The sequence below is a fragment of the Gordonia sihwensis NBRC 108236 genome (genome assembly GCF_000333035.1).
Lineage (GTDB): Bacteria > Actinomycetota > Actinomycetes > Mycobacteriales > Mycobacteriaceae > Gordonia > Gordonia sihwensis.
This window is the reverse complement of the sequence record NZ_BANU01000010.1, coordinates 63,831-87,369: the sequence shown is the minus strand read 5'-3', so window position 1 is coordinate 87,369 and position 23,539 is coordinate 63,831. Positions and strand designations below refer to the sequence as shown.

General features: G+C 69.4%; 25 protein-coding genes. 9 read left to right on the top strand and 16 right to left on the bottom strand.

Annotation, left to right across the window (positions count from 1 at the left end; all coding sequences use genetic code 11):
* Positions 1-62: 62 nt before the first annotated feature.
* Positions 63-1,478: a type VII secretion protein EccE gene (locus GSI01S_RS07295; protein ID WP_157225314.1), complete on the top strand. Its 1,416-nt coding sequence runs from the start codon at positions 63-65 to the stop codon at positions 1,476-1,478.
* Positions 1,479-1,504: 26 nt separating this feature from the next.
* Here the strand turns inward: GSI01S_RS07295 and manA are convergent, their stop codons facing one another.
* The 3 genes from manA to GSI01S_RS07280 form a co-directional block, all read right to left on the bottom strand.
* Positions 1,505-2,749, bottom strand: a complete 1,245-nt coding sequence (gene manA / locus GSI01S_RS07290; protein WP_006895863.1) for a mannose-6-phosphate isomerase, class I — start codon at positions 2,747-2,749, stop codon at positions 1,505-1,507.
* Complete coding sequence (locus tag GSI01S_RS07285; RefSeq protein WP_006895862.1) at positions 2,749-3,876, bottom strand: hypothetical protein; 1,128 nt, start codon at positions 3,874-3,876, stop codon at positions 2,749-2,751. The genes manA and GSI01S_RS07285 overlap by 1 nt, the downstream gene beginning before the upstream one ends.
* A 65-nt stretch (positions 3,877-3,941) precedes the next feature.
* Positions 3,942-4,364, bottom strand: coding sequence for a DUF3499 domain-containing protein (locus tag GSI01S_RS07280; RefSeq protein WP_085950745.1), 423 nt, complete (start codon positions 4,362-4,364; stop codon positions 3,942-3,944).
* A 125-nt stretch (positions 4,365-4,489) separates the two neighbouring features.
* On the opposite strand from GSI01S_RS07280, the gene GSI01S_RS07275 reads away from it, so the two are divergent.
* Positions 4,490-4,999: a metallopeptidase family protein gene (locus GSI01S_RS07275; protein ID WP_006895860.1), complete on the top strand. Its 510-nt coding sequence runs from the start codon at positions 4,490-4,492 to the stop codon at positions 4,997-4,999.
* Positions 5,000-5,119: 120 nt separating this feature from the next.
* Here GSI01S_RS07275 and GSI01S_RS07270 read toward each other — a convergent pair whose 3' ends face one another.
* The gene (locus GSI01S_RS07270; RefSeq protein WP_045538235.1) at positions 5,120-5,383 is read right to left on the bottom strand and encodes a WhiB family transcriptional regulator; all 264 of its coding nucleotides are present in this window, start codon (positions 5,381-5,383) and stop codon (positions 5,120-5,122) included.
* Positions 5,384-5,746: 363 nt separating this feature from the next.
* Here GSI01S_RS07270 and cofD point away from each other — a divergent pair, with 363 nt between their 5' ends.
* The 3 genes from cofD to GSI01S_RS07255 are packed head-to-tail and all read left to right on the top strand — an operon-like array spanning position 5,747 to position 8,681.
* Positions 5,747-6,751 carry a 2-phospho-L-lactate transferase gene (gene cofD, locus GSI01S_RS07265; protein ID WP_039867162.1) on the top strand — a complete coding sequence of 335 codons (1,005 nt, stop codon included), beginning with the start codon at positions 5,747-5,749 and terminating at the stop codon, positions 6,749-6,751.
* On the top strand, positions 6,748-8,112 hold the full coding sequence (locus GSI01S_RS07260; protein WP_006895857.1) for a coenzyme F420-0:L-glutamate ligase: 1,365 nt from the start codon (positions 6,748-6,750) through the stop codon (positions 8,110-8,112). Before cofD ends, GSI01S_RS07260 begins: the two co-directional genes overlap by 4 nt.
* Entirely contained in the window at positions 8,109-8,681 is a 573-nt protein-coding gene (locus GSI01S_RS07255) for an NUDIX hydrolase (protein ID WP_006895856.1), read from the top strand. Before GSI01S_RS07260 ends, GSI01S_RS07255 begins: the two co-directional genes overlap by 4 nt.
* 15 nt (positions 8,682-8,696) lie before the next feature.
* On the opposite strand, the gene glgC is transcribed toward GSI01S_RS07255, so the two are convergent.
* From glgC to dapE, 10 genes are all read right to left on the bottom strand, one after another.
* Positions 8,697-9,914 carry a glucose-1-phosphate adenylyltransferase gene (glgC, locus tag GSI01S_RS07250; protein WP_006895855.1) on the bottom strand — a complete coding sequence of 406 codons (1,218 nt, stop codon included), beginning with the start codon at positions 9,912-9,914 and terminating at the stop codon, positions 8,697-8,699.
* An 82-nt stretch (positions 9,915-9,996) separates the two neighbouring features.
* On the bottom strand, positions 9,997-10,794 hold the full coding sequence (locus GSI01S_RS07245) for a putative RNA methyltransferase (protein WP_369403325.1): 798 nt from the start codon (positions 10,792-10,794) through the stop codon (positions 9,997-9,999).
* A 53-nt stretch (positions 10,795-10,847) separates the two neighbouring features.
* A complete protein-coding gene (locus GSI01S_RS19770; RefSeq protein ID WP_006895853.1) occupies positions 10,848-11,015 on the bottom strand; it encodes a DUF3117 domain-containing protein in 168 nt (55 codons plus the stop codon).
* A 94-nt stretch (positions 11,016-11,109) separates the two neighbouring features.
* Positions 11,110-11,472, bottom strand: coding sequence for a DivIVA domain-containing protein (locus GSI01S_RS07240; protein ID WP_244874919.1), 363 nt, complete (start codon positions 11,470-11,472; stop codon positions 11,110-11,112).
* A gap of 8 nt (positions 11,473-11,480) precedes the next feature.
* Entirely contained in the window at positions 11,481-12,446 is a 966-nt protein-coding gene (locus GSI01S_RS07235) for a glucosyl-3-phosphoglycerate synthase (RefSeq protein WP_006895851.1), read from the bottom strand.
* Positions 12,443-13,255 carry a dihydropteroate synthase gene (gene folP / locus GSI01S_RS07230; RefSeq protein ID WP_231650164.1) on the bottom strand — a complete coding sequence of 271 codons (813 nt, stop codon included), beginning with the start codon at positions 13,253-13,255 and terminating at the stop codon, positions 12,443-12,445. Before folP ends, GSI01S_RS07235 begins: the two co-directional genes overlap by 4 nt.
* Positions 13,256-13,378: 123 nt before the next feature.
* A complete protein-coding gene (locus GSI01S_RS07225) occupies positions 13,379-15,151 on the bottom strand; it encodes a long-chain-acyl-CoA synthetase (protein WP_006895849.1) in 1,773 nt (590 codons plus the stop codon).
* Positions 15,152-15,192: 41 nt separating this feature from the next.
* The gene (locus GSI01S_RS07220) at positions 15,193-15,729 is read right to left on the bottom strand and encodes an LOG family protein (protein WP_006895848.1); all 537 of its coding nucleotides are present in this window, start codon (positions 15,727-15,729) and stop codon (positions 15,193-15,195) included.
* On the bottom strand, positions 15,726-16,553 hold the full coding sequence (locus GSI01S_RS07215; RefSeq protein WP_006895847.1) for an LOG family protein: 828 nt from the start codon (positions 16,551-16,553) through the stop codon (positions 15,726-15,728). The genes GSI01S_RS07220 and GSI01S_RS07215 overlap by 4 nt, the downstream gene beginning before the upstream one ends.
* 101 nt (positions 16,554-16,654) lie before the next feature.
* Positions 16,655-17,761, bottom strand: a complete 1,107-nt coding sequence (gene dapE, locus GSI01S_RS07210; RefSeq protein ID WP_006895846.1) for a succinyl-diaminopimelate desuccinylase — start codon at positions 17,759-17,761, stop codon at positions 16,655-16,657.
* A 149-nt stretch (positions 17,762-17,910) separates the two neighbouring features.
* Between dapE and dapD the strand changes: the two genes are divergently transcribed.
* Both dapD and GSI01S_RS07200 read left to right on the top strand, forming a co-directional pair.
* Positions 17,911-18,876: a 2,3,4,5-tetrahydropyridine-2,6-dicarboxylate N-succinyltransferase gene (dapD, locus tag GSI01S_RS07205; RefSeq protein WP_045538229.1), complete on the top strand. Its 966-nt coding sequence runs from the start codon at positions 17,911-17,913 to the stop codon at positions 18,874-18,876.
* Positions 18,877-19,012: 136 nt separating this feature from the next.
* On the top strand, positions 19,013-19,831 hold the full coding sequence (locus GSI01S_RS07200) for an endonuclease domain-containing protein (protein WP_039867159.1): 819 nt from the start codon (positions 19,013-19,015) through the stop codon (positions 19,829-19,831).
* Positions 19,832-19,891: 60 nt separating this feature from the next.
* On the opposite strand, the gene dapC is transcribed toward GSI01S_RS07200, so the two are convergent.
* Entirely contained in the window at positions 19,892-21,034 is a 1,143-nt protein-coding gene (gene dapC, locus GSI01S_RS07195; RefSeq protein ID WP_006895843.1) for a succinyldiaminopimelate transaminase, read from the bottom strand.
* Positions 21,035-21,041: 7 nt separating this feature from the next.
* Positions 21,042-21,368 (bottom strand): ferredoxin, encoded by a 327-nt coding sequence (gene fdxA, locus GSI01S_RS07190; RefSeq protein ID WP_006895842.1) that lies wholly within the window; start codon positions 21,366-21,368, stop codon positions 21,042-21,044.
* Between the two features lie 314 nt (positions 21,369-21,682).
* On the opposite strand from fdxA, the gene GSI01S_RS07185 reads away from it, so the two are divergent.
* Together GSI01S_RS07185 and GSI01S_RS20300 are read left to right on the top strand one after the other, a co-directional pair.
* A complete protein-coding gene (locus GSI01S_RS07185) occupies positions 21,683-23,323 on the top strand; it encodes an FAD-dependent oxidoreductase (protein WP_006895841.1) in 1,641 nt (546 codons plus the stop codon).
* Between the two features lie 51 nt (positions 23,324-23,374).
* Positions 23,375-23,533 carry a DUF8730 family Cys-rich protein gene (locus tag GSI01S_RS20300; RefSeq protein ID WP_085950744.1) on the top strand — a complete coding sequence of 53 codons (159 nt, stop codon included), beginning with the start codon at positions 23,375-23,377 and terminating at the stop codon, positions 23,531-23,533.
* The last annotated feature ends 6 nt before the right edge of the window (positions 23,534-23,539 follow it).

Here is a 23,539-nt window from a genome sequence, read left to right as displayed (position 1 = left end):
TCCCACGGCGATTTCGCGAAGTCCGTGTTCGGGGGGAGCACTCAGTGCAAGCGAGGATGCTGGTGCGTCGCACCGCGCCATGGGAGGTCCGGGCACCGTTCGACGTGCCCGCCGACGACGGTTTCATCGGACTGCGGCGCTGCGGCGACAGTCTGATCGGGGTGCTTGCGATCGCCCCCGACGAACCGGCGCCGGTGGTGGTCGGAACACCCCGGGCCACACCGCCGCGTCTGTTGCCCGCAGTGCTCTCGGCGATGTCGGCCCACGACGCCGCGCCCTGGGCGATCGACGTCGTCAGTCACACCATGCGCAGCTGGGACGACGGCATCGCGGCCGGCGCGTATCGGACGCTGCTCGGCGGACTGCGGATTCCCACCCACCGCAGCGTGCACCTGGTGGTCCGAATCCGGCCCGCTGACTGTCCGCAGGCGGTCCTGATGCGCGGTGACGGGCCCGCCGGGATGCTGCGTACGGCGCTGTGGTGCCTGCGCCGACTGCGCGCTCGCCTCGCCGACTCCGGCATCCCCACCCGTCCGCTGACGGCTGCCGAGATCACCGACCTGACGATGCGGCTCACCGAGGGGGCTCCCGTCGAGCGCGCGACGTCCGATGTGCTCGGCGCACACGTCGACGGATTCCGGTTCGCCGCCCACCGATGGGCCGGGACCTCTCCGGAATCGCTGTCCGCGCTGCTGGCCGCTCCGGGTTCGAGCGAGGCGGTGTCGACGACCGTCACGCTGAGCCTCACGGCCGACCGGTCCGGTCCGCGGCTGACCGCGACGGTGCGCGACAACGGCGCACACGCCTCCGATCGCGACGGCTGTCACGATCTGGTCCCGGTCGACGCCTCCGACCGCGGCGCGCTCGCCGCGGGTCTGCCGATCGCTGCGCCACCGGAGGATCGTCGAGACGACCGTTCTCGTGGCAGCGGTTCTCGTGGCAGCGGGGCCGCGTCGGTGCCGCCGGCCGCCACCGAACAGATCTGCCGCTCGGTGGCCGTTCCCTGCGCCGGTGACGGTCAGCTCGTCGGCGCCGCGGCATCCGGCGCGCCCGTGGCGCTTCGCCTGGCCGGTCCCGGCGTCGCCGCGAGCACGATCTGCGGCGACCACCGGCTCGCACGACAAGTGGCGGCGCGACTGGCTGCGATCGGGATGTCGGTGGCCGTCGTGTCCGACACTCCCCAGCGCTGGCGGCGATTGGCGGATGCAGTCGGCGAGCGGTGGATCACCGTCAACGATCGCGGACCCACCGCTCCGCACGTGCTGTTCGACGACACCCGCGCCGGCGGGCACGAGGTTCCGCCCGGCGCGACCCTGCTGCGCAGGCACGACTGCATGGACGACGGTCGCGGCGGACGCGAGCCCACCCTGCGTCACGATCCCGGCAGCGGACTCCTCCTCGCATCCGGACTCGGCTGCACCGTCCCGGTGCGCCCGGTCTCCACCGCCGCCGAACGAAGCCTCACCGAACTCGACTGACTCCGTTGCGGTCGAGCCGCGGACGGTCAGTGCTGCAGGGCCGGAACCATCGCACGGAAGAAGACGGCACCGGACGAGATCGCGCGCACCACCACGTCCGGATCGGCCGCCGACAGCCAGACCGCATCGCCCGGACCGGCTTTCAGCAGTTCGCCGCCGCTCCCCTCCACGGCCACCCGGCCGGAGATCACCGCCAGGATCTGCGGACCCGCCATCTCGAAGCTGATCGACTGCGCGGCGTGTAGCCCGGTGCCGTCCAATTCCACCCGCGACAGCCGGAACTCGGGCGCCGGGGTCAGATAGACGCGCTCGGTCCCGAGGCTCCGCACCTGAGGCATCAGGGCGTCGATCGACACCGGATGGAAGTCGAGGACGCGCAGCAGTTCCGGGACGTCGATGTGCTTGGGAGTGAGCCCGCCGCGCAGCACGTTGTCGGAGTTCGCCATCAGCTCCACCGCCATCCCGTGCAGGTAGGCGTGGAGATTGCCCGCGGACAGATAGATTCCCTCACCGGGCTGCAACCGGATCCGGTTCAACAGCAGCGACGCGAGCACGCCCGGATCGCCGGGGTACGCCTCTCCGAGCTCGAGCAGGGACCGCAGTTCGAGGGTGAAGCGGTCGTCGTCCCCGCCCAGGACGCGCACCGCGCCGTTGAGCACCTCGGGGACCAGCGCACCGATGACCGCCTCGGGCAGGGTCAGCCACGTGGTGAAGACCGCTCGCAGACCGGTCTCGTCCGGTTGCTCCACCAGCATGCCCAGATAGGGATCCAGGGCGGGTACGGCGAGAGCCTTGAGGATCTCCACCGTGACGTGCGGATCGCGGAACCCCGCGAGCGCGTCGAACTCCGTCAGCGCCACCACCAGTTCGGGTTTGTGCGACGGATCGCGGTAGTTGCGGTCGGGCGCGTCCAGCGCCAGGCCCGCGGCGTTCTCGCGTTCGAAGCCGGCGACTGCCTGCTCGAGACTCGGGTGCGCCTGCAGCGACAGCGGCTCCTGGGCCGCGAGGATCTTCAGCAGGTACGGCAGGCGGGAACCGAACTGGTCGGCGGTCTCGGCGCCGAGCTCGCGCACCGGATCGGCCTCGATCACGCCGAGCAGGTCCTGCGGACCCTCCACCTCGCCGCAGATCCGCGCGGGCGAAGCCGGATGCGCACCGAACCAGAGTTCGGCCTCGGGGTGCGGCGAAGGACTCGGCGTGCCGCGCAACTCGGCGAGTGCGGTACGCGATCCCCACGCATACGGCCGCACCACTCCAGCCAGCAGCTTCATCAGGCCGCTTCTCCCATCAATCGAACGAACACCGCCGCGAGTTCCACGCGCAGCGCCAGCACCAGGTACTCCCCCAGATCCGCGGGCGCGTCGGCGAACAGATCGCTCGTCGCGGCCACCGATCCCTGATCCGGTTCCCCGGCGCCCGAGTCGGACCCCGCAGGATGCTCCGCCAGCACGTCGATCTCGGCGCGCCCGGCATTGCGCTGCTGCGCGTACCAGCGCCGCGAAGCAGTGGTGAACAGTATCCCGCGGATCGCGGCCGACCGCGGCGGGTCGATCTCCGGGTCGTAGAAGATGTCGTCGACCGGTGCCGGACGGTTCGAGCCGTCGAGCAGCCCGGTTGCCAGAACGGTCTCCGACGCGGCGCTCGACACCGTGCCCGCGACGCTGAAGGCGACCGCCGACGCATGAGCGGCGACGGCGTTCGCCCCGGGCGTGTCACCGGCCCACACCACCGACCGGTCCGCGACACGCATGGCCAGGAGCTTGGCCTGATTGTGAAAGCTCTCCTGGCCCGGATGGTCAGCTGCGGCCTCCCCGTCCAACCGGTCGGCGAGATCGGCGAGATCGGGGGGAGCAGGCGCGAACCGGACGGCGGACAAGGCGACGCACACCGCGGTCAGCGCCGCGACGAAATGGCAGAAGCCGAAGCGCGGATCGACGACGAGCCGAGGCGACAGGTCGACGATCGGCTGGGCACCGATCGCCTCGCGGAGCGGCCCTTCCACCGGTACGACGGTGACGAGTTCGGCGCGTCGGCGCAGCGCACGCACCGCGGCGTCGGCGAGTGCGGGATCGCCCGCGTCGTGCCCGGCGATCACGACCACGTCGAGCGGACCGATCCAGCCGGGCAGAGTCGGCACGCTGACCAGGGGCACGTCGAAACGGGCCGCGACGGTCGCCACCACCAGATCGGTGGCGCGCCGAGCGGTGGCCGACGCTCCCGTGACCACGACGACAGCGCGCGGTCGCAGGTCGGCGAGCCGTGCCAGCGCGCCCTCCGACTGCGCCTGGGACACCGCTCGCACCTGCGCACCCGCCATGGCGGCGGCCCGCAGCAGACCATCGCGGTCGGCGGCGAGCAGACCGTCGACGTCGTCGAGGTCAGTAGTCAACGCAGACATGAATCACAGCCTAGTATTCGCCCGGCCGGAAAGCGGTCGCGAGCGTGATCGTGGTCGCGCGAAGCTCAGTCGACCGGGTCGGGCAGTACCCGCAGATGACCGCGACGGCCCGGCCGCGGCGTCGCCGCGGGGGTGGCTGCCGACCGCTGCTGTGCGCGGTGCCTGCCGCGGGGTGTGTCGTCGAACTCGGCATGGGCGAGAAAACCCACGCGGGGCGAGGTGGCGGTGGCCTCACGTACCGCCTCGGCCAGTGCCGTGAGCTCCTGGTCCTCGGCGGGCTGCGCGAACCCGCGCTCGCTCCGCATCATCTCCCACCCGACCGGCACGGTGATCCGATCGGCGTGCTGGGAGCACAGGTCCCACGAGTGGGGTTCGTCGGACGCCGACAGCGGGCCGATGACGGCGGTCGACTCGGCGTAGACGAACGTCAGGGTCGCCACGGCGATACGCGAACAGCCGGGCCTGCAGCACTGACGAGGGACACTCACGCCGCTCAGCCTATCGCCTCGACGCCGGACGCGGACAATCGACACGCACATCCGATGCGGACCCGGTCGACGTGCCCACGAGCGACGCGCCGGCCGTGCGGAGCCGGGACACTAAGGTGTGCGGTATGGGCTATCGACTCGTTCCGCTGCGGTCCGGTCGCGACCTGCTCGCGCCTCCTCCCCGCCGTTTGCGCGACCGCCGCGGCCGCGGTCTGCGCGGCCCGCTCATGCCGAGTTCGATGCCGGGACACCGCACGCGCGCCGACCTGTTCGACGCCGCGGCGGTGGAGGCCTTCGCCGAGATCGACAGCCGGTGGCATGCCCACCTGACCGGGCTGGACGTCGCTGTGGACGACATCCCGCGGATGCTCCCGCGCGGAGACGGCCCCGTGGAATGGCCGGACGAGGTGACCGCCGACGGCCAGGTGCCGCTGGCCCGGCTGATCCCGGCCGGCATCGACGTGGCCGGCCGTCCCACCCGGGCGCAGATCATCCTGTTCCGGCGCCCGCTCGAACTCCGTGCGCATGACGCCGAGGAACTGCCCGAGATCCTGCGCGAGGTGCTCATCGAGCAGGTCGCGACCTATCTGGGATTGGACGAGGAGACCGTCGAGGACGGCCCCGACGAGGACTGAACGGGGGCTGACGCCGGCGAGCACGCCGCCGGAGACGCCCCGACCCCTCGTCGCGATCGGCGGGAGGATCCGATACGAGAGGGGTCGGCCAGGGGCGTACGACGTCAGACGATCACGACGTCAGATGATTCCACGCTTCAGACGGCGTCGCTCGCGCTCGGAGAGACCGCCCCAGATTCCGAAACGCTCATCGTTGTGCAGCGCGTACTCCAGGCACTCCGCCTTGACCTCACAGCCCTGGCAGATGCGCTTGGCCTCGCGCGTCGAACCGCCCTTCTCCGGGAAGAACGCCTCAGGGTCGGTCTGTGCGCAGAGCGCACGGTCCTGCCACTGCTCCTCGACGGCGTCGAACAGTTCCTCGAATTCGTTCGCTACCACCGACAGATGGCGGTTCGCGTGGACTTCACTGATCTCAATCGCGCTGATCTCACTGATCGGGTCAGCACCATCGCCCGTATCCAAAGTCATCCGGCACCTCCCAGCTCGCAGACTTGATTCCACCCCGCGACCGGATCGGCGATCCGGTCGATGTGCCTGAAGAATGTCCCCCGACGATTCAAATGACACTGTTGTGATTAGACACGCTGAGTACCGCCGCGGTCAAGCGGAAGGCGAAGATTCATTTCTATCACCGAGGTCGGACAAAACCGCGCCTACCAGGTGAATGACATAGTCCTACGGCGTGTCGCGCCGTCAGGGTGTCGCCGCCGCGCGGAACCGCGCGTGCGGTCATTACAGTGGACGTCTGTGAAGGTGACGGTACTCGTAGGCGGCGTCGGCGGCGCCCGTTTTCTCCAGGGCGCACGCGAACTGTTCGGACGCACCCCGTTCCCCCGGCTCCCCGATGATCCGGCGACGCCGCACACGGTGACGGCCGTGGTGAACGTGGGCGACGACGCCTGGATGCACGGCGTCCGGATCTGCCCGGACCTCGACACGTGCATGTACACCCTCGGCGGGGGCATCGACCCCGAGCGCGGCTGGGGGCACAGGAACGAGACGTGGAACGCCAAAGAGGAACTGGCCGCCTACGGCGCCGACCCCGACTGGTTCGGCCTGGGCGACCGTGATCTGGCGACCCACCTGATCCGGACCCAGATGCTCGAAGCCGGATTCCCTCTCTCCGACGTCACCGCCGCCCTGTGCCGTCGGTGGCAGCCCGGCGTGGAACTGCTCCCCGCCACCGACCAACGCCACGAGACGCACGTCGTGATCGACAAGCCCGGCGGACAGGACGGCGAGCGGGTCGCGATCCACTTCCAGGAGTGGTGGGTGCGCCACCGCGCCCAGGTTCCCACCCACGGGTTCGCCCAGGTGGGTCTCGACGAGGTGAAGCCCGGGCCGGGTGTGCTGGAGGCGATCGCCGAGGCCGACGTCGTCCTGCTGGCGCCGAGCAACCCGGTGGTCAGCATCGGCGCCATCACCTCGGTCACCGGCATCCGCGGCGCATTGCGCACCACGTCGGCCCCGGTGGTCGGCATCAGCCCGGTGATCGACGACAAGCCGCTGCGCGGGATGGCCGACCGCTGTCTGTCGGTGATCGGCGTGGAGACCTCGGCCCAAGGCATCGCCGAGCACTTCGGCGCCCGCGCGGGCAACGGCATCCTGGACGGCTGGCTCATCGCCGAGGGCGACGAGGCGCACGTCGACGGCATCGCCGTCGGGTCGGCGCCGTTGCTGATGACCGATCCGGCGGCCACCGCCGAGATGATCCGCGCCGCGTGCGCCCTCGTCGGAGTGCAGACGCCGTGACCGGCGCGGAGCCTTCGCGCACGCCCGACCACCGCGCGGCCGCCGGGCTGCAGATCCTTCCCGTCACCGGTCTGGGCGAGTTCGGGCCCGGAAGCGATCTCGCAGCCGAGATCGTCGCCGCCGCACCATGGATCGTCGACGACGACGTGCTGGTCGTCACCAGCAAGGTGTTCTCCAAGACCGAGGGGCGGATGGTCGCCGCGCCCACCGACCCCGAGGAACGCGACGCCTTCCGCCGCAGGCTGATCGACGACGAGACGGTGCGCGTCGTGGCTCGACGCAACCGCACGCTCATCACCGCGAACCGCAACGGTCTCGTGCAGGCGGCCGCCGGCGTCGACGGGTCCAATGTCCGCACCGATCAGATCGCGCTGCTGCCCCTGGATCCGGACGCCAGTGCCGCCCGGCTGCGGGCGCGTCTGGCCGACGAATTCGGGCTCCGGGTCGCCGTCATCGTCACCGACACGATGGGCCGTGCCTGGCGGACCGGTCAGACCGACGTCGCGATCGGCGCCTCGGGCATCGCCGTCAGCCACGGCTACGACGGGGTCGTCGACCCCTACGGCAACACCCTCCAGGTGACCGACATCGCCGTCGCCGACGAACTCGCGGCGGCCGCCGACCTGGTCAAGGGCAAACTCGACGGAGTGCCGGTGGCGGTGGTGCGCGGCATGACGCCGGTCGACGACGGCACCGGCGCGCGCGACCTGGTCCGGGATCTCGACGACGACATGTTCCGGCTCGGTGTCGAAGAGGCAGTCGCCCTCGGACGTCGGCAGGCTCTGCTGACCCGCCGGTCGATCCGGCGGTTCGCCGAACGGGAAGTCGCCGAGGAGTCGATGCGGGCCGCGTTCGCCGAGGCGCTGACGGCGCCCGCCCCTCATCACACGCATCCGATCCGCTTCCTGTGGATCCGCGACGACGATCGCCGGCGTCGCCTGCTCGATGCGATGGCCGAAGCCTGGCGCGCCGATCTGACCGCGGACCGAAAGACGCCGGAATCGACGGCCAAGCGCATTCGGCGCGGCCAGATCCTGTACGACGCGCCCGAACTCGTGATTCCCGTGGTCACCGGCGACGGTATGCACGAGTACCCGGACGCACGGCGCAATGCGTGCGAGAAGACCATGTTCACCGTCGCCGGCGGGGCCGCCGTGGCGGGACTGCTGGTGGCCCTGTCGGTCCGCGACATCGGCAGCTGTTGGGTGGGGTCGACGATCTTCGCCGCAGAGGTGGTGCGACGCGAGCTCGACCTGCCGTCCCACTGGCAGCCCCTCGGGGCCGTCGCCATCGGCCACCCCGCCGAGGAGGCCGGTCTGCGCGAGCCCGCCGACGTCGACTCGATGGTCGTCGAGCTGTGAGCGCGCTGCACGCGTCCGCGGTCGAGTCGCTGACCGCGTGGACCGCGCCCGATCCCCATCAGGACTCCATCCGGCACGCGTACCTCGCGTTTCTGGCCGCCACCGACGATGCCTGCCGAAGAGCTTGCGCCGCAGGACATCTCACCGCTTCGGTGATCGTCTTCGACGCCGATCTGACGCACGTCCTGCTGACCCTGCACCCGCGGGTCGGCAAATGGATTCAGCTCGGCGGACACTGCGAGCCGCAGGACGCGACGCTCGCCGAGGCGGCTCTGCGCGAAGGGCTCGAGGAGTCGGGACTGTCCTCGCTGACGTTGTCCGACCGGCCGGTGCAGTTGCACGCCCATCCGATCACGTGCTCGCTGGGCGTACCCACCAGACATCTCGACGTCCGGTTCGCCGCCGTCGCGGACCGTGAGGCGGACGGTTCGCTCCCGCCGATCGTGCGCAGTGACGAGTCGGTCGACCTCGCGTGGTGGCCGGTGGGCGACCTGCCCTCCGAGGTGGACGCCGAGTCGGTGCCCGGGCTGGTGGAACTCGGCGCCGCAGCGCTGGCGACCACCGCCTGATCGGGCCGCCGCGGCCTAGTCGACGACGGTGTTCTTGCCGACTGTGACCACGCCGCCGGGCGAGACGACGAATCGTTCCCGGTCGTGGTCGAGGTCGACGCCGAGCTGACCGTCGTCGACGATCCTGACGTTCTTGTCGAGAATGGCGTTGCGCACCACGGCGTTCTTGCCGATACGGACTCCCGGCATCAGGACGCTGCCCTGGACCACCGCGCCCTCGCCGACGTAGACGTTGGTCGACAGAACCGAGCCGTGGACGGTCGCGCCGGCGATCACGGTCCCGGCGCCGACCACCGAATCGTTGGCGGTGCCGCCGCGGACGAACTTGGCGGGCGGCAGGTGGCTCGTCTCACCCCGGATCGGCCACCTCTTGTTGTAGAGGTTGAACACCGGGTTCTCCGAGACCAGGTCCATGTGCGCGTCGTAGAACGAGTCGAGGGTGCCGACGTCGCGCCAATAACCGCGGTCGCGCTCGGTCTGGCCGGGCACGACGTTGTCGTCGAAGTCGTAGACGTACGCCTCGCCCCGCGCCACGAAGGCGGGGATGATGTCGCCGCCCATGTCGTGATCGGAATCTCCGTCGGCGGCATCGGTTTTCAGCATCTCCACCAGCGCTTCGGCGGTGAATACGTAGTTGCCCATCGAGGCGAAGGTGACGTCCGGGTCGTCCGCCGTGCCCGGCGGATCGGCGGGCTTCTCCACGAACGCGGTGATCTTGCCGTCACCGTCGGCGTCGATGCAGCCGAGGGCGTGGGCCTCACTGCGCGGAACGCGGATGCCCGCGACCGTCACCGAGGCGCCGGTCTCGATGTGCGACTGGACCATCTGCGCCGGATCCATGCGGTAGACGTGGTCGGCACCGAAGACGACGATGTAGTCGGGTTCCTCGTCGTAGATGAGGTTCATCGACTGGTAGATCGCGTCCGCGCTGCCGGTGTACCAGCGGGGTCCGAGCCGCTGCTGAGCCGGAACCGGTGTGATGAACTCTCCGTGGAATCCCGACGACCACCAGGTCTGCGAGATGTGCCGGTCGAGGGAATGCGACTTGTACTGCGTCAGCACGCAGATCCGTTCGTACCCGCCGTTGACCAGATTCGACAGCACGAAGTCGATCAGCCGGTAGGAGCCGCCGAACGGGACGGCGGGTTTGGCCCGGTCCACGGTCAGCGGATAGAGCCGCTTTCCCTCACCGCCGGCGAGGACGATTCCGAGAACATGCGGTTGTGATCTCACCGATCAAACATATCCGGCCGCCGCTCACCCGACCACCCGGCCTCGCAGATCGGCTGTTCGGCACAGACGCGCACGGGCCGGATCACCGGCGACGGGCCACGGTGACGGTCACGTCCAGGGTGGCGGTCACCGGACCGCCCGAGGCCAGTTCCGCGGCCGCGGCCGCGAGTTGTTCGGGTGTCCGGTGGAACGCCGCCGGGCCCATCGCCGCGATGTCGGTGAGGGCCGATTCGCTCAGGCGCACCTGCGACTGGACCCGCTGCTCGACGACCTCACCGAAGCGGTCGCCGAATTCCTCGGCCAGCCGGCGAGTCTTGTCCTGACCCACCGAGAGCATCTGCATGGGCCGCACGATCTCGGCCAGGTGGCCCGTGCCGGGTGTCACGACCACCCAACGACCACCGCTTCCGAGGACACGGGCGGTCTCGGATGCGTTGCGCGGCGCGAACACCGAGAGCACCGTGTCGGCGACGCCGTCCCGCAGCGGCAGCCCGGCCCACAGGTCGGCCACCACCGAGAGTGCGGCGGGATGACGCCGCGCGGCGCTTCGCGCGCAGAACTTCGAGAGATCGACGCCGATGCCGACGGCGTGGTCGCCGGCGGCGGTCAGCCCCGCTTCGAGGTACTGTCCCGGTCCGCCGCCGGCGTCGACGATCACTCGCGAGTGCGCGCAGCGCTCGGCCACGGCCGCGACGATCGGCGCGTACAGTCCCGCCTCGAAGACCCGGCTGCGCGCCGCGACCATGTCGGCGGTGTCGGAGCGGTGGGCACTGCCCTTGCCGGTCAGAAGAGACACATAGCCCTGCCGGGCGATGTCGAAGGAATGCCCGGCGGCGCATCGCAACGATGCGCCCGCCGGGAACAGGCCGTCCGAACAGATCGGACAGGCCAGGAGTTCGGCCGCGGTCTCCCACCGCGGACCTCGGGCCTCGATCAGGCGGTGACCTCGCGCAGCGCCTCGCCCAGCGCCGAAGCCTCTTCGTCGTTCAGTTCGACGACGAGACGGCCGCCTCCGTCGATCGGGATCCGGACGACGATCCCACGCCCTTCCTTGACCGCCTCAAGCGGACCGTCCCCCATACGTGGCTTCATCGCCGCCATGTGTCGTGCTCCCTTCACGTGGATTTCACGATGTCACGCTCATGATACTTGGCGCACACCTGTGCACTCCGGGCAGTCCGGCGAGGCAGTGCGGTCACCGTCCGCGGGCCGGACCGTCCGGCGGATCGGCGACCGGTATCGGCCCGGTGTCGGTCGCCGCCGAATCCACCGCATCGCGGGCCTGGAGGTCGTGGACGACGGCTCGCAGCTCGTCGATCTCGCGGGCCAGCTTCTCCAGCGCCCAGTCGACCTCGGAGACCTTGTAACCGCGGAAGGTCTGCTGGAACAGCACGGCACGCACGTCGTCGCCGGTGATGCCCGCTCGGGGCAGGCGGGTGAGCGTCGTCCCCTTCTCCACCGGCGGCAGATCCTCGCCTCGGCCGAAGACGAACCACACCACGGCGAAGATCAGCGCGACCAGTACGGCCACACCCATCACATAGAGCCCGATAGTCACCACGATGTTCAGGGTAGCGAGAGATCGAGGTCTCGGATCGGTGGCCGCTCCCCGCGTTGAAGCTGCGTCGTGTGCGGGGTGAACCCGCCGTCCGGCTCCGGGACGAACTGGGTGAGACCGACTCCGGAGTCGGCGACGCCGCAGCGGTCGAGGAGCGTGGCCACGATCTGTCGACTCATCACCGACAACTCGTGGAGCGGCCGGTTGCGGTGACTGCGGACCCCGAGATTCACCTGGCCGATGCCCGCCAGCCCGTACCGGTCGTATGTGTCGATCAGCAACCCGATCTCCACGCCGTAGCCCGGGGCGAACGGAACCGAGGCCAGAAGCTCCCGGGTGCCGGCGTACTCGCCGCCGAGCGGCTGGCACACCTCCCCGAGCTCGGGTTTGAGCGCGGTCAGCAGCGGTCGGGCCAGCAGTTCGGTGACCCGGCCGCCGCCCCCCGGTTCCTGGGTGTCACCGGTGCGCAGCGGACGCCGGTAATAGCCCTTGACGAGGTGGATCTCCGGGTCGGCCAGAAGCGGCCCGATCATCTTGGGCACGAACATCGGGTCCGGATCGATGAGATCTGAGTCGACGAAGGCGATGATGTCGCCGGTGGCGACGGCGATCGAGCGCCAGAGCGCCTCGCCCTTGCCGGCTACCGGGGGCACGCCCGGGATCGCCTCCTCGCGGCTCACCACTCGCGCGCCCGCCGCACCGGCGAGTTCGGCCGTCCGATCGGTGCTGCCGGAGTCGAGCACTATCAGTTCATCCACCAGCGAGTCCAGCAGGGGCGCGATGGAGGCGATGACTCCGCCGACCGTCTCCTCCTCGTTCAGCGCCGGCAGCACCACCGAGACCGTCCGGCCGTTCTTCGCGGCCACCAACTCGTCGACGTCCCACTCCGGATGGTCCCAGGTGTGCGTGTGCGACCAGCGCGCCTCGCCCTCGCCGCGGTCGACCCACGGCGCACTCTCGTGTCCCGGGTTCACGCCAGTCCTCGCACCGTCCGGGCCGGTGGCCGAGTGCCGGCGATCGAGGCCACCATGTCGACCACGCGGCGAGTGTCGGCCACTTCGTGGACTCGGAACATCCGCGCGCCCTGGGCCGCCGCGAGTGCGGTGGCGGCGAGGGTTCCCGCCACTCGATCGCCGAGTTCGGCGTCGAGCGTCTCGCCGATGAAGTCCTTGTTGCTCAACGCCATCAGCACCGGCCATCCGGTGTCGATGAGTCGGTCCAGGTTCCGCAGCAGCGCGAGACCGTGGTGAGTGTTCTTGCCGAAATCGTGCGTGGGGTCGATCACGATGCCGTCTTCTCGCACCCCGGCCCGCCGGGCGCGCTCGGCCGCCGAGGTGACCTCGGCGACGACGTCGGCCACCACGTCCCGGTAGGCCACTCGGTGCGGTCGGGTGCGCACGCGCGCACCGCCGGTGTGCGAACACACCAGTCCCGCACCGGCCCGGGCGGCCACCGCGGCCAGCGCCGGATCGACGCCCGCCCACGTGTCGTTGATCAGGTCGGCACCGGCCTCACAGGCCCGTTCGGCCACCTCGGCACGCCAGGTGTCGACGCTGATGAGGATGTCGGGATGGGTGCGGCGGATCCACGCGATCATCGGCACCACGCGCTCGGCCTCGGTGGCCGCGTCGACCTCTTCGCCGGGACCGGCCTTCACTCCCCCGACGTCGATCACGTCCGCGCCCTGCGCGACGACCTCGTCGATCCGCGCTTTGGCGGCATCGTCGGCGAAGGTCGCGCCCCTGTCGTAGAACGAGTCGGGAGTGCGGTTGACGATCGCCATCACGAGCGCACGGTCGGTGGCGACGGGCCGGCCGCAGAGGGTCGCGGCCGGACGGGCAGTGCTCACGATGTCAGCCTACGGTGCGTCTCACGCGCCTCGCGCGCCGGACCCGACGCTCGCGCCTCAGCGCGGGACCTTCGCAGCCGCGACGTCGGCGGCGTAACCGTCGTAGTACGGAACGTAGCCGTCGGCCTTGCCGCAGAGCACCCACACCTCGTCGTCACCGGTGTCGGTGTACGCCTCTTTCCGCAACTCCACCTTGCGGTTCTTGAAGGTGGAGGTGGTCTCGATCTCGGGGACGAAGCGGACGAACAACGGCACCGCGTACCCCGGCAGCGCCTCGTAGAGTTCGTCGGCGAAGGCTTTCGGATCCAATTCGGCTCCGTCGCGCAATTGGACCGCCACCATCCCGGCGCGGCCGTCGCATCCGGGCACCTCCACGCCGTAGGCGACCGACTGCGCCACCGCGTCGACTCCGTCGGCGGCACCCTCCACCTCGGTGGTCGCGACGTTCTCGCCCTTCCACCGGAAGGTGTCGCCCAGGCGGTCGACGAACGCGATGTGCGCGAACCCCAGTTCACGCACCAGATCGCCGGAATTGAAGTAGGCATCGCCCTTCTTGAAGGCGTCGCGGATGATCTTCTTCTCGGTGTCGCCGGAATCGGTGTAGCCGTCGACGGGCACTCGGTCGCTGATCTCGGCGATCAACAGTCCCGGCTCCCCCTTCGGGACCTTGCGCAGGCGCCCGTCCGCGTCACGCTTGGCGGTGCCGTCGTCGTTGTATTCGACGACCCGGAACGGCAGCGGGCAGAATCCGGCGGTCCGCTTGACGTCGAAGGCGTTCACGAACGCGAGGTTGAGCTCGCTGGCTCCGTAGAACTCGACGACGCGGTCGATTCCGAAGCGCTCGGTGAACTCATCCCAGATCTCCGGCCGCAGGCCGTTGCCGACAATCACCCGCACCGAGTGCCGGCGGTCGGTGGGTTTGCTCGGCTGCGCGAGCAGGTAGCGGCACAGTTCGCCGATGTAGCAGAACGCCGTCGCCCGGTTCGTGACCACGTCGTCCCAGAACCGCGACGCCGAGAACTGCTTGCTGATCGCGATGCACGCGCCGGCGGCGAGCACCGCGCCGAGCGACACCGACAGCGCATTGTTGTGATAGAGCGGCAGCGAGACGTACATGGTGTCCGACGGGCGCAGGCGAACGGCCAGACCGCCGATGCCGTCGTAGTTCGCCAGCCAGCGGTTGTGACTCATCACGCTGGCCTTGGGCAACCCCGTGGTACCCGAGGTGAAGATGTAGAAGGCGGTGGTGGACGCCGGCAGGTCTCGGGTGACGGCCGGGTCGGTGTCCGGCTTGTCGGCGGCCGCCGCGTCGAGCGCCGCGAAGTCCAGAACGTGCTCGGGCAGCCGCTCGGGGCTGATCGAGGCGAAGGCGTCAGCGCACTCGGGGTCGTAGATCAGAGCGGCGGAGTCGAGCAGCTTCATGCTGTGATCGATCACCTCGCCGTGCTGGTTGTAGTTGAGCATTCCGGCGACGGCGCCGAGTTTGAGCGCCGCGAGGATCACCATCAGGTCGGTCGGGCTGTTCTTCGCTAGGATCCCGACCACGTCGCCGGTTCGGACACCTCGCTCGCTCAGCACGGCGGCGTACCGATTGACCTGGCGGTTCACTTCGCCGTAGGTCATCGACTCGCCCTGCCAGCGGATGAACGGCCGATCGGGGTGAGCCGCGGCGCGCTTGGCGAAGATCTGTCCGATGGTCCGCTTGGCGGTGGGCGGCCGGACCACCATGCCCGGCACGTGGGTGGCCATCGACGGCAGGTCGGGCACCATTCTCGCGACTCCCCGCACGATATCGGTGATACCGACCTTGTTCGGAACGCTCGTGCTCATCGACTGCCTCACTCCTCGCCCTTCAGGTGAACGCCGCAACCCTACCGGGTGGTCAGATACGCGATACTGTCACCCACGGTTGCACATACTTTCAGTTTGCCGAGTGCCTGGTCGGCGACGAAACCGCGAGCCGCCAGATCGTCGAGCCAGCCGATGAGCGGGTCGTAGAAGCCCTCGTGGTTCAGCAGCACGATCGGTTTGTCGTGCACGCCCAGATAGGCTCCCGTCCATGTCTCGAAGAGTTCCTCGAACGTGCCGATTCCGCCCGGCAGGGTGATGAATCCGTCCGAGAGCTCATCCATCAGGCGTTTGCGCTCGCGCATGGTGTCGGTGACGATCAACTCGTCGGCGTCGAGGTCGGCCACCTCCTTGGCCATCAGATGCTCCGGAATGATGCCGATGGTGCGACCGCCGGCCTCGCGCGCGCCGCGTGCCAGCGCACCCATCATCGAGACGTTGCCGCCGCCGGAGACGAGGGTGTGCCCGGCGGCGGCGATGGCCTCACCGGTACGGGCGGCGAGAGCCAGATACGCGGAATCGACCGGACCGGAGGCGCAGTACACGCAGATCGCGCTCATGACCGCGCCGCCCGCACGACGATCTCGACCGCCTCGGCCGCGGTATCGACCACATGCAGCAGATCCACGTCACCCGGCGAGATCTTGCCGCCCGCCTCGAGCGTTCCGCGGAGCCAGTCCACCAGTGGGCCCCAGAACTCCCGGCCTATAAGGACGATCGGGAACCGCAGCACCTTCTTGGTCTGGACCAGCGTGAGGGCTTCGAAGAGCTCGTCGAGCGTGCCGAATCCGCCGGGCAGACAGACGAAGGCCTGGGCGTACTTGACGAACATCGTCTTGCGGACGAAGAAGTAGCGGAAGTTCATCGTCAACGTCAGCCACGGATTCGTGTGCTGCTCGAAGGGCAGTTCGATGTTGAGACCGATCGACTGCGCACCCGCCTCGTACGCCCCGCGGTTGGTGGCCTCCATCGCGCCGGGACCGCCTCCGGTGATCACCGCGAAGCCCTCGTGCCCCAGCCGGCGGCCGAGCTCGCGCGCCAGCTCGTATTCGGGTGTCCGCTCCTTGACGCGTGCCGAACCGAAGACGGTGACCGCCTCGGCCACGTTCTCGAGCGCGTCGAAGCCTGCGACGAACTCCGATTGGATGCGCTGCACCCGCCAGGAGTCGCGGATCATCCGCTGTTCGGCACGGCGGGGGTCGCGCGGATCGATCCATTCCAGCAGCAATCGGTCGGAGGGGACCACCTCGACGCCCTCTTCGACGCGCACCTGCGCGGCGCCGACGTTTCGGAGACTCCCGTCGGCCGGGTCCGGAGTGTCGGACCTCCACGTCGGAACGGGCGCGTCGGCGCCCTGCGCATCGGGTGCGGGTCGGTCGGTCATGTCGCGACACTAGCAACCGGCCGCGCTGCTGTTCGGGTGAGGCGCAGTTCGGATGGACCACTGTTCGGCGGTCCGGCGGCTCCGCCCAGTAGGCGGTGAGATCAGTCGGCGGTGAGATAGGTGCGCAGGATCTCAGCGACCTCGGTGATCTGCACTACCGGAACGCGCTCGTCCACGCGGTGCGCCAGGCTCGGGTCACCCGGACCCAGGTTCACCGCGGGGATGCCCAGGGCCGCGAACCGCGACACGTCCGTCCACCCGTACTTCGCCCGGAAGCGTCCGCCCGCGGCCTCCACCAGCTTGGCGGCGGCCGGATGAGACAGCCCCGGGAGCGCCCCCGCGGCCGAGTCGGTCACCGTCGCCGTCAGCGTCCCGTCGGCGAGGTCCGCGGCGAAGACCTCCCGGACGTGGTCGAAGGCCTGCTCCGGTGAACGGTCGGGGGCGAAGCGGAAATTCACATCGACGTAGGCCTCGTCGGGAATCACATTTCCCGCGACGCCCCCGTGAATCCCGACTGCCGACAGTCCTTCCCGGTATTCGCAGCCGTCGATGTCGACGCGCCGCGGTTCATACGCCCCGAGGGTCGTCAGCATCCGGCCGAGTTTGTGAATCGCATTGTCGCCCATCCAGACTCGCGCAGAATGTGCGCGCGTTCCGCTTGCGGTGAATCGGACGCGGAGCGTCCCCTGGCATCCCGCCTCGATCTGGCCCGCTGTCGGTTCGCCGAGAATCGCCGCGTCGCCCTCGAGCCAGTCAGGCAGTTCGCGCTCGATGGTCCCCAGTCCGTTGAACTCCGCGGCGATCTCTTCGCAGTCGTAGAAGATCAGCGTCAGATCGTGCGCGGGGTCCTCGAGGGTCGCGGCCAGGTGGAGGAACACCGCGTCTCCCGATTTCATGTCCACCGTCCCGCAGCCGTGCAGCACCTCGCCCTCCTCGTCGGTGACGGTCCGCCGCGAGGGGACGTTGTCGACGATCGGCACGGTGTCGAGATGACCGGCGAGGATCACCCGCGTCGGCTTGCCTCGATGCGACCGCGCGAGGACGCAGTTGCCGTGGCGGACCACCTCGAAGCCGTCGGTCTGCGCGCGGAGAGCGGCCTCCACCGCGTCGGCGATCTCCGATTCGTCGCGGCTCACACTGGGGACGTCGACCAACGCGGCGGTCAGTTCGATGGGATCGGCGGTCAGGTCCAGCCTCGAAGTGCTCACGGTGGTCCATCGTAGGCCGGGCGCCGCCCGAGCACCGCAGACGCGACCTTCGGCGACAGAACCCCGGTCCGGGACGGGGGTTGCGTCGCCGGGCGTCGCGTCTACTGCGCGTGCATGGCGGCGACGCCGCGCTCGATAGACTCGTCGCCGTGACTACTCAAGGTGCTGCTGCCATCGGAATCGCCACCGTGTGGGACAACGACGGATCGGCCGTCGTCCTCGACACGTGGTACCCCTCCCCCGAACTGACCCAGGATCCCGGAACCACCGGATCCACCGAGTTGACCGGCGACGAGATCCCCGCCGACCTGCGTCCGCTGGTCGGAACGGACGAGGCGCGCGGCGTCCGGACGATCGCGGTCCGCACAGTCATCGCCGACCTGGCGGTCGCGCCCGCGGACGCCCACGACGTATACCTGCGACTGCATCTGCTCTCGCACTGCCTGATCAAGCCGCACGGCGCCAACCTCGACGGGCAGTTCGGCCTGCTGAGCAACGTGGTCTGGACCAACTTCGGCCCGTGCGCGGTCGAGGGATTCGAGACCACCCGCGCCCGGCTGCGTGCCCGCGGCCAGGTGACCGTGTACTCGATCGACAAGTTCCCCCGCATGGTCGATTACGTGACCCCGAAGGGCGTCCGCATCGGTGACGCCGACCGCGTGCGCCTGGGCGCGCACCTGTCGCCGGGCACCACCGTGATGCACGAGGGCTTCGTGAACTTCAACGCCGGAACTCTCGGCACCTCGATGGTCGAGGGCCGCATCTCGGCCGGCGTCGTCATCGGCGACGGCTCGGACATCGGCGGCGGCGCGTCCACCATGGGCACCCTCTCCGGCGGCGGCAAGGAGATCATCACCATCGGGCAGCGCTGTCTCCTCGGCGCCAATGCCGGCTGCGGGATCCCGCTCGGCGACGACTGCGTGGTCGAGGCCGGCCTCTACCTCACCGCAGGCACCAAGGTGACCGGCCCGGACGGATCGGTCGTCAAGGCCCGCGAGCTCGCCGGACAGTCGAACCTGCTGTTCCGCCGCAACAGCACCACCGGCGCGGTCGAGGTGACCGCCAAGGAAGGCGACGGCATCGCCCTCAACGAGGCGCTGCACGCGCACAACTGACGCGCGAGACTCCAGCCCCGGCCGCCTTCCTCGTATTCGAATCCCCGAATCACGCCGATTTCCCGATTCGGGTCGAGTTCGACCCGTATCGGGGATTCGAATACGGGGAAGTACCCGCGTGTAGCACGATGCCCCAATGGACTCGGGGGTGTTCAAACGGGGGAAGCTGCTGGAGACGATGTCTCGCGCAGAGCTTGACAAACTGATCGCAGAGGGCGGGTTGCGCCAGCTGCGGCACGGGTGGCTCGCCGAGCCGACCGCTCATCCGGAGGTGGTTCGCGCCGTGTCGGCGGGCGGAGTGCTGACCTGCGCGACGGCGCTGCGACATTACGGCGTGTGGGTGCCGCCGACGACGAAGCTTCACGTCCGAGGATCGACGTCGTCGGTCCGGAACCATCCGGCCTGGTGCCGGCATCACGGACGACCACCGAGAGTCACGAGCGCCGTCGACGAACTTCCCACGGCGCTCCGGCACGCCGCGCGCTGCCTGTCCACCGAAGATTTCGTGGTGGTCTGCGATTCGATACTCAATCGTCGACTGCTGACTCCGTCCGCGCTCGAGGCCGAGCTGAGTGGGACGCCGAAGCAGGTGCAGCGCGCACTGACCTTGGTGGACGGGCGTGCCGAATCTGGGACGGAGACGCTGGTCCGACTGCGACTGCGAGCGCCGAACCTGCGGATTCGAACGCAGGTGGCCGTCCCCGAGGTCGGACGTGTCGACCTCGTCGTCGGCACGTCGATGATCATCGAGGTCGACGGCTACGAATACCATGCCGATCCCCGCCAGTTCGAGAAGGACCGGCTCCGCGACCTGCAGTCGCGCGCACTCGGCTACGACCCGATCCGGCTCACGTACCAACAGGTCGTCTATCAGTGGGATCGGGTGGGCCCGCTCATCGCCGAGTTGCTCAAGCGTGGCGTCCACCGGAAGCAACTCAAAGCGGCGTCGACGTAAACAAATCCCCGATTCGCCGACCTTCGTCGATTATCGCCAAGAAGTCGGCGTATCGGGGATTCACTTCCGGGAGAGTCGGGCGACGGCGGCGTCGATGCGCTCGTCGGTGCCGGTCAGCGCCATGCGGACGTGCTGGGCTCCGGCGGGACCGTAGAAGTCGCCGGGTGCCACGAGGATGCCGCGCTCGGCGAGCCAGCGCTGGGAGGTGCGGGAGTCCTCGCCGCGCGTCGCCCACAGATACAGGCCCGCCTCGGAGTGGTCGATGGAGAAGCCCGCGCCGAGCAGAGCGGTTCGCAGCTTGTCGCGACGGACACGGTAGCGCTCGCGCTGAGCGTCGACGTGCACGTCGTCGTTCAGCGCGGCCACCGTCGCTCCCTGGATCGGGAACGGGACGATCATGCCTGCGTGCTTGCGCACCGAGAGGAGTTCGGCGATCAACTCGCGATCGCCCGCCAGGAAACCGGCCCGATACGACGCCAGGTTCGACACCTTCGACAGCGAGTGCACGGCGATCAGGCCGCGATGGTCGCCGCCGCAGACCTCGGGGTGGAGAACGGAGTGGGCCGACCCCTCCCAGGTGAGACCGAGGTAGCACTCGTCCGACACGACGACGGCGCCGCGCTCGCGCGCCCAGTCGATGATGACCTTGAGCTCCGCCGCACTCTGCACGCGACCGGTGGGATTCGACGGACTGTTCAGGTAGATCAGCGCGGGCTCGCGGTCGCCGATCGCGTCGACGGTGTCCGCGCGCAGCACCTGCGCACCGGCCAGGAGCGCACCCACCTCGTACGTCGGGTACGCGACCTCCGGAATCACCACGAGGTCGCCCGCGGGCACGCCGATCTGGGCCGGGAACCCCGCGATCACCTCTTTGGTGCCGATCACCGGCAGGATCGACGACTCGTCGAGGCCGGTGATGCCGAAGCGGCGGCTGAGTGCGCCGACCGCCGCGTCGCGGAGCTCACGTGTGCCGACCGTCGCGGGATACCCCGGAAACTCGGACGACGCGGCGAGCGCGTCCCGGATCACCGGATCCACCGGGTCGACGGGGGTGCCGACGGACAGATCGACGATCCCGTCCGGGTGCGCCGCGGCCGCGGCCTTCGCATCCGCGATGGTGTCCCACGGGAAGTCGGGCAGACCGGAACTCACCGGCCGCAGACGACTGGTCGGCAGGCTGCTGGAACCGGGCGCGGCACTCACCGGTCGATCAGCCCTCTTCGCCCATCGGCGGCAGTGCCTTGACGAATGCCGGGTCGAACGCGGTCTTGCCGACCTTGCTGGCACCGCCGGGCGATCCGAGTTCTTCGAAGAAGTCGACGTTGGCGCTCACGTACGGCTCCCATTCGTCGGGCACGTCGTCTTCGTAGAAGATGGCCTCCACCGGGCAGACGGGCTCACACGCACCGCAGTCGACGCACTCGTCGGGCTGGATGTAGAGCATGCGCCCGCCCTCGTAGATGCAATCCACCGGGCACTCTTCAACACAGGCCCGGTCGAGGACATCGACGCAGGGCTCAGCGATGATGTACGTCACTACGCTTCTCCTTCACTGCACGTTTCCCACCCCGCACTCAGGGCTGATGAGCGCAGAGGAATCGTGTCGACTCTAAGAGTATCCACTGTCGCACTTCACCTCCGATCGTCGACCCCGGCACTCGGCACCCGCATCCGCGTCACCTGCACAGAATTTTGCGCACGCTGATGAAAACCGGCGACCTGCAGCGCGACCCCACCGCCCTTGCGCCGCAGGACCGCCCCATCGTGACCGTCGCCACCGCCGATTACATACCCCCTGGGGTATGATCGTCCGCATACCCCAGGGGGTACCAGGACACGAAGGAGTGCACGGTGAGAATTCTGATCGTCGGCGGCGTCGCCGGAGGGATGAGCGCAGCGGCACGGGCCCGGCGCCGCGACGAGGACGCCGAGATCGTCGTCTTCGAGCGCGGCGATCATCCGTCGTTCGCCAACTGCGGCCTCCCGTACTACGTCAGCGGGGAGATCGAGGACGAGGACTCCCTCCTGGTCCAGACGCCCGAATCTCTGAAGAGTGCCCTGGACATCGACGTGCGCGTCCGGCACGAAGTGATCGGCCTCGACCCTCGGGAACGGACGGTGCAGGTTCGCCACAACGGCACGACCACCGTCTGGAACTACGACGCGCTGATCCTCTCCCCCGGCGCGAAAGCCCTGCGGCCTCCGCTGCCGGGTCTCGACTCGTCCCGTGTTCAAACGCTGCGTACCGTCGGCGACGCCGCGCGGATGCGCGACGAGGTGGAGTCCGGGGCCACCCGCGCCGTGGTCCTCGGCGCCGGGTTCATCGGACTCGAAGCCGCCGAAGGCCTGCGGATGCGCGGGCTGCGCGTGGACGTCGTGGAACTGGCATCACACGTTCTTCCTCCGCTCGAGAGCGAACTGGCCGCTGGGGTGCACGACGAACTCCGCGCGATGGGCGTCACCGTGCACGCGGGGATCGGCGCCACCGCGATCGAACACGGCGACGAGGCCGACACCGTGGTCCTCGCGGACGGATCCCGGCTCGACGCCGACATCGTGGTGCTGTCCGTCGGCGTCCGCCCCGACACCGAGGTCTTCGAGACCGCGGGAGTGGCCTGCGACCGCGGCGCGATCATCGTCGACGAGCACGGCCGGACCAATCTGGACCGCATCTGGGCCGTGGGCGACGCGACGGTGAGCACCGACGCCGTCACCGGACTGCGCCGGCCGGTCGCCCTCGCCGGCCCCGCCAACCGTGCGGGTCGCCTGGTCGCCGACCACATCCTCGACCCCGATCGAGCACGTGCGATTCCCCAGCCGGTGGGCACCGCGATCGTCCGCGTCGGCCGGCTCACCGCCGCGATGACAGGGGCCAATCGCGCGGCACTCGACCGGTCGGGCATCGACTACCGCACGGTCCACCTCCATCCGGGAAGCCACGCCGGCTACTTCCCCGGCGCCGAACAGATTCACCTGCTGATGCACATCCGGTCCGACGACGGCCTCATCCTGGGCGCTCAGGCGGTGGGTGCCGACGGCGTCGACAAGCGCATCGACGTGCTCGCGACCGCCATCCGCACCCGGCTCACCGGTCCCGACCTGATCGACCTCGACCTCGCGTACGCGCCGCCCTTCGGCTCGGCGAAGGATCCGGTGAACCTCGCGGGAATGATCGCCGAGAACGTCGTGAACGGCTCCCTGGAGCTGTGGTACGCCGACCAGATCGACGAACCGGGCCACCTGCTGCTCGATGTCCGCGGAGCCGACGAGCAGTCCGAGGATCCCGTTCCGGGCGCACTGTGCATCCCGCACACGCAGGTCCGAGAGCGTCTCGACGAGATCCGTGCGACCGCTGCCGGACGGCCGATCAGGGTGCTCTGTGCCAGCGGCATGCGGTCGTATCTCGCGTACCGCGTGCTGCGCGCCGCGGGCCTGCCGTCCGCGAACCTGTCGGGCGGCCTGCTCACCCTGCGGGCGAGCCAGAGCGCCTGACCGGCCTCACGAGACACCCACCACATCCGAACCGAACCCAGGAGTATCACCATGTGCCAGCGCGCGACCTGCAAGACCTGCGGAAAGACGACGTGGAAGGGCTGCGGCCGCCATGTCGACCGCGTCATGCGCGGTGTGCCCGCATCTCAGCGCTGTCCGGGCCACCCGGACGAGCCGGGACTGCTGGCACGACTGTTCGGGCGTCGCTGACGATCC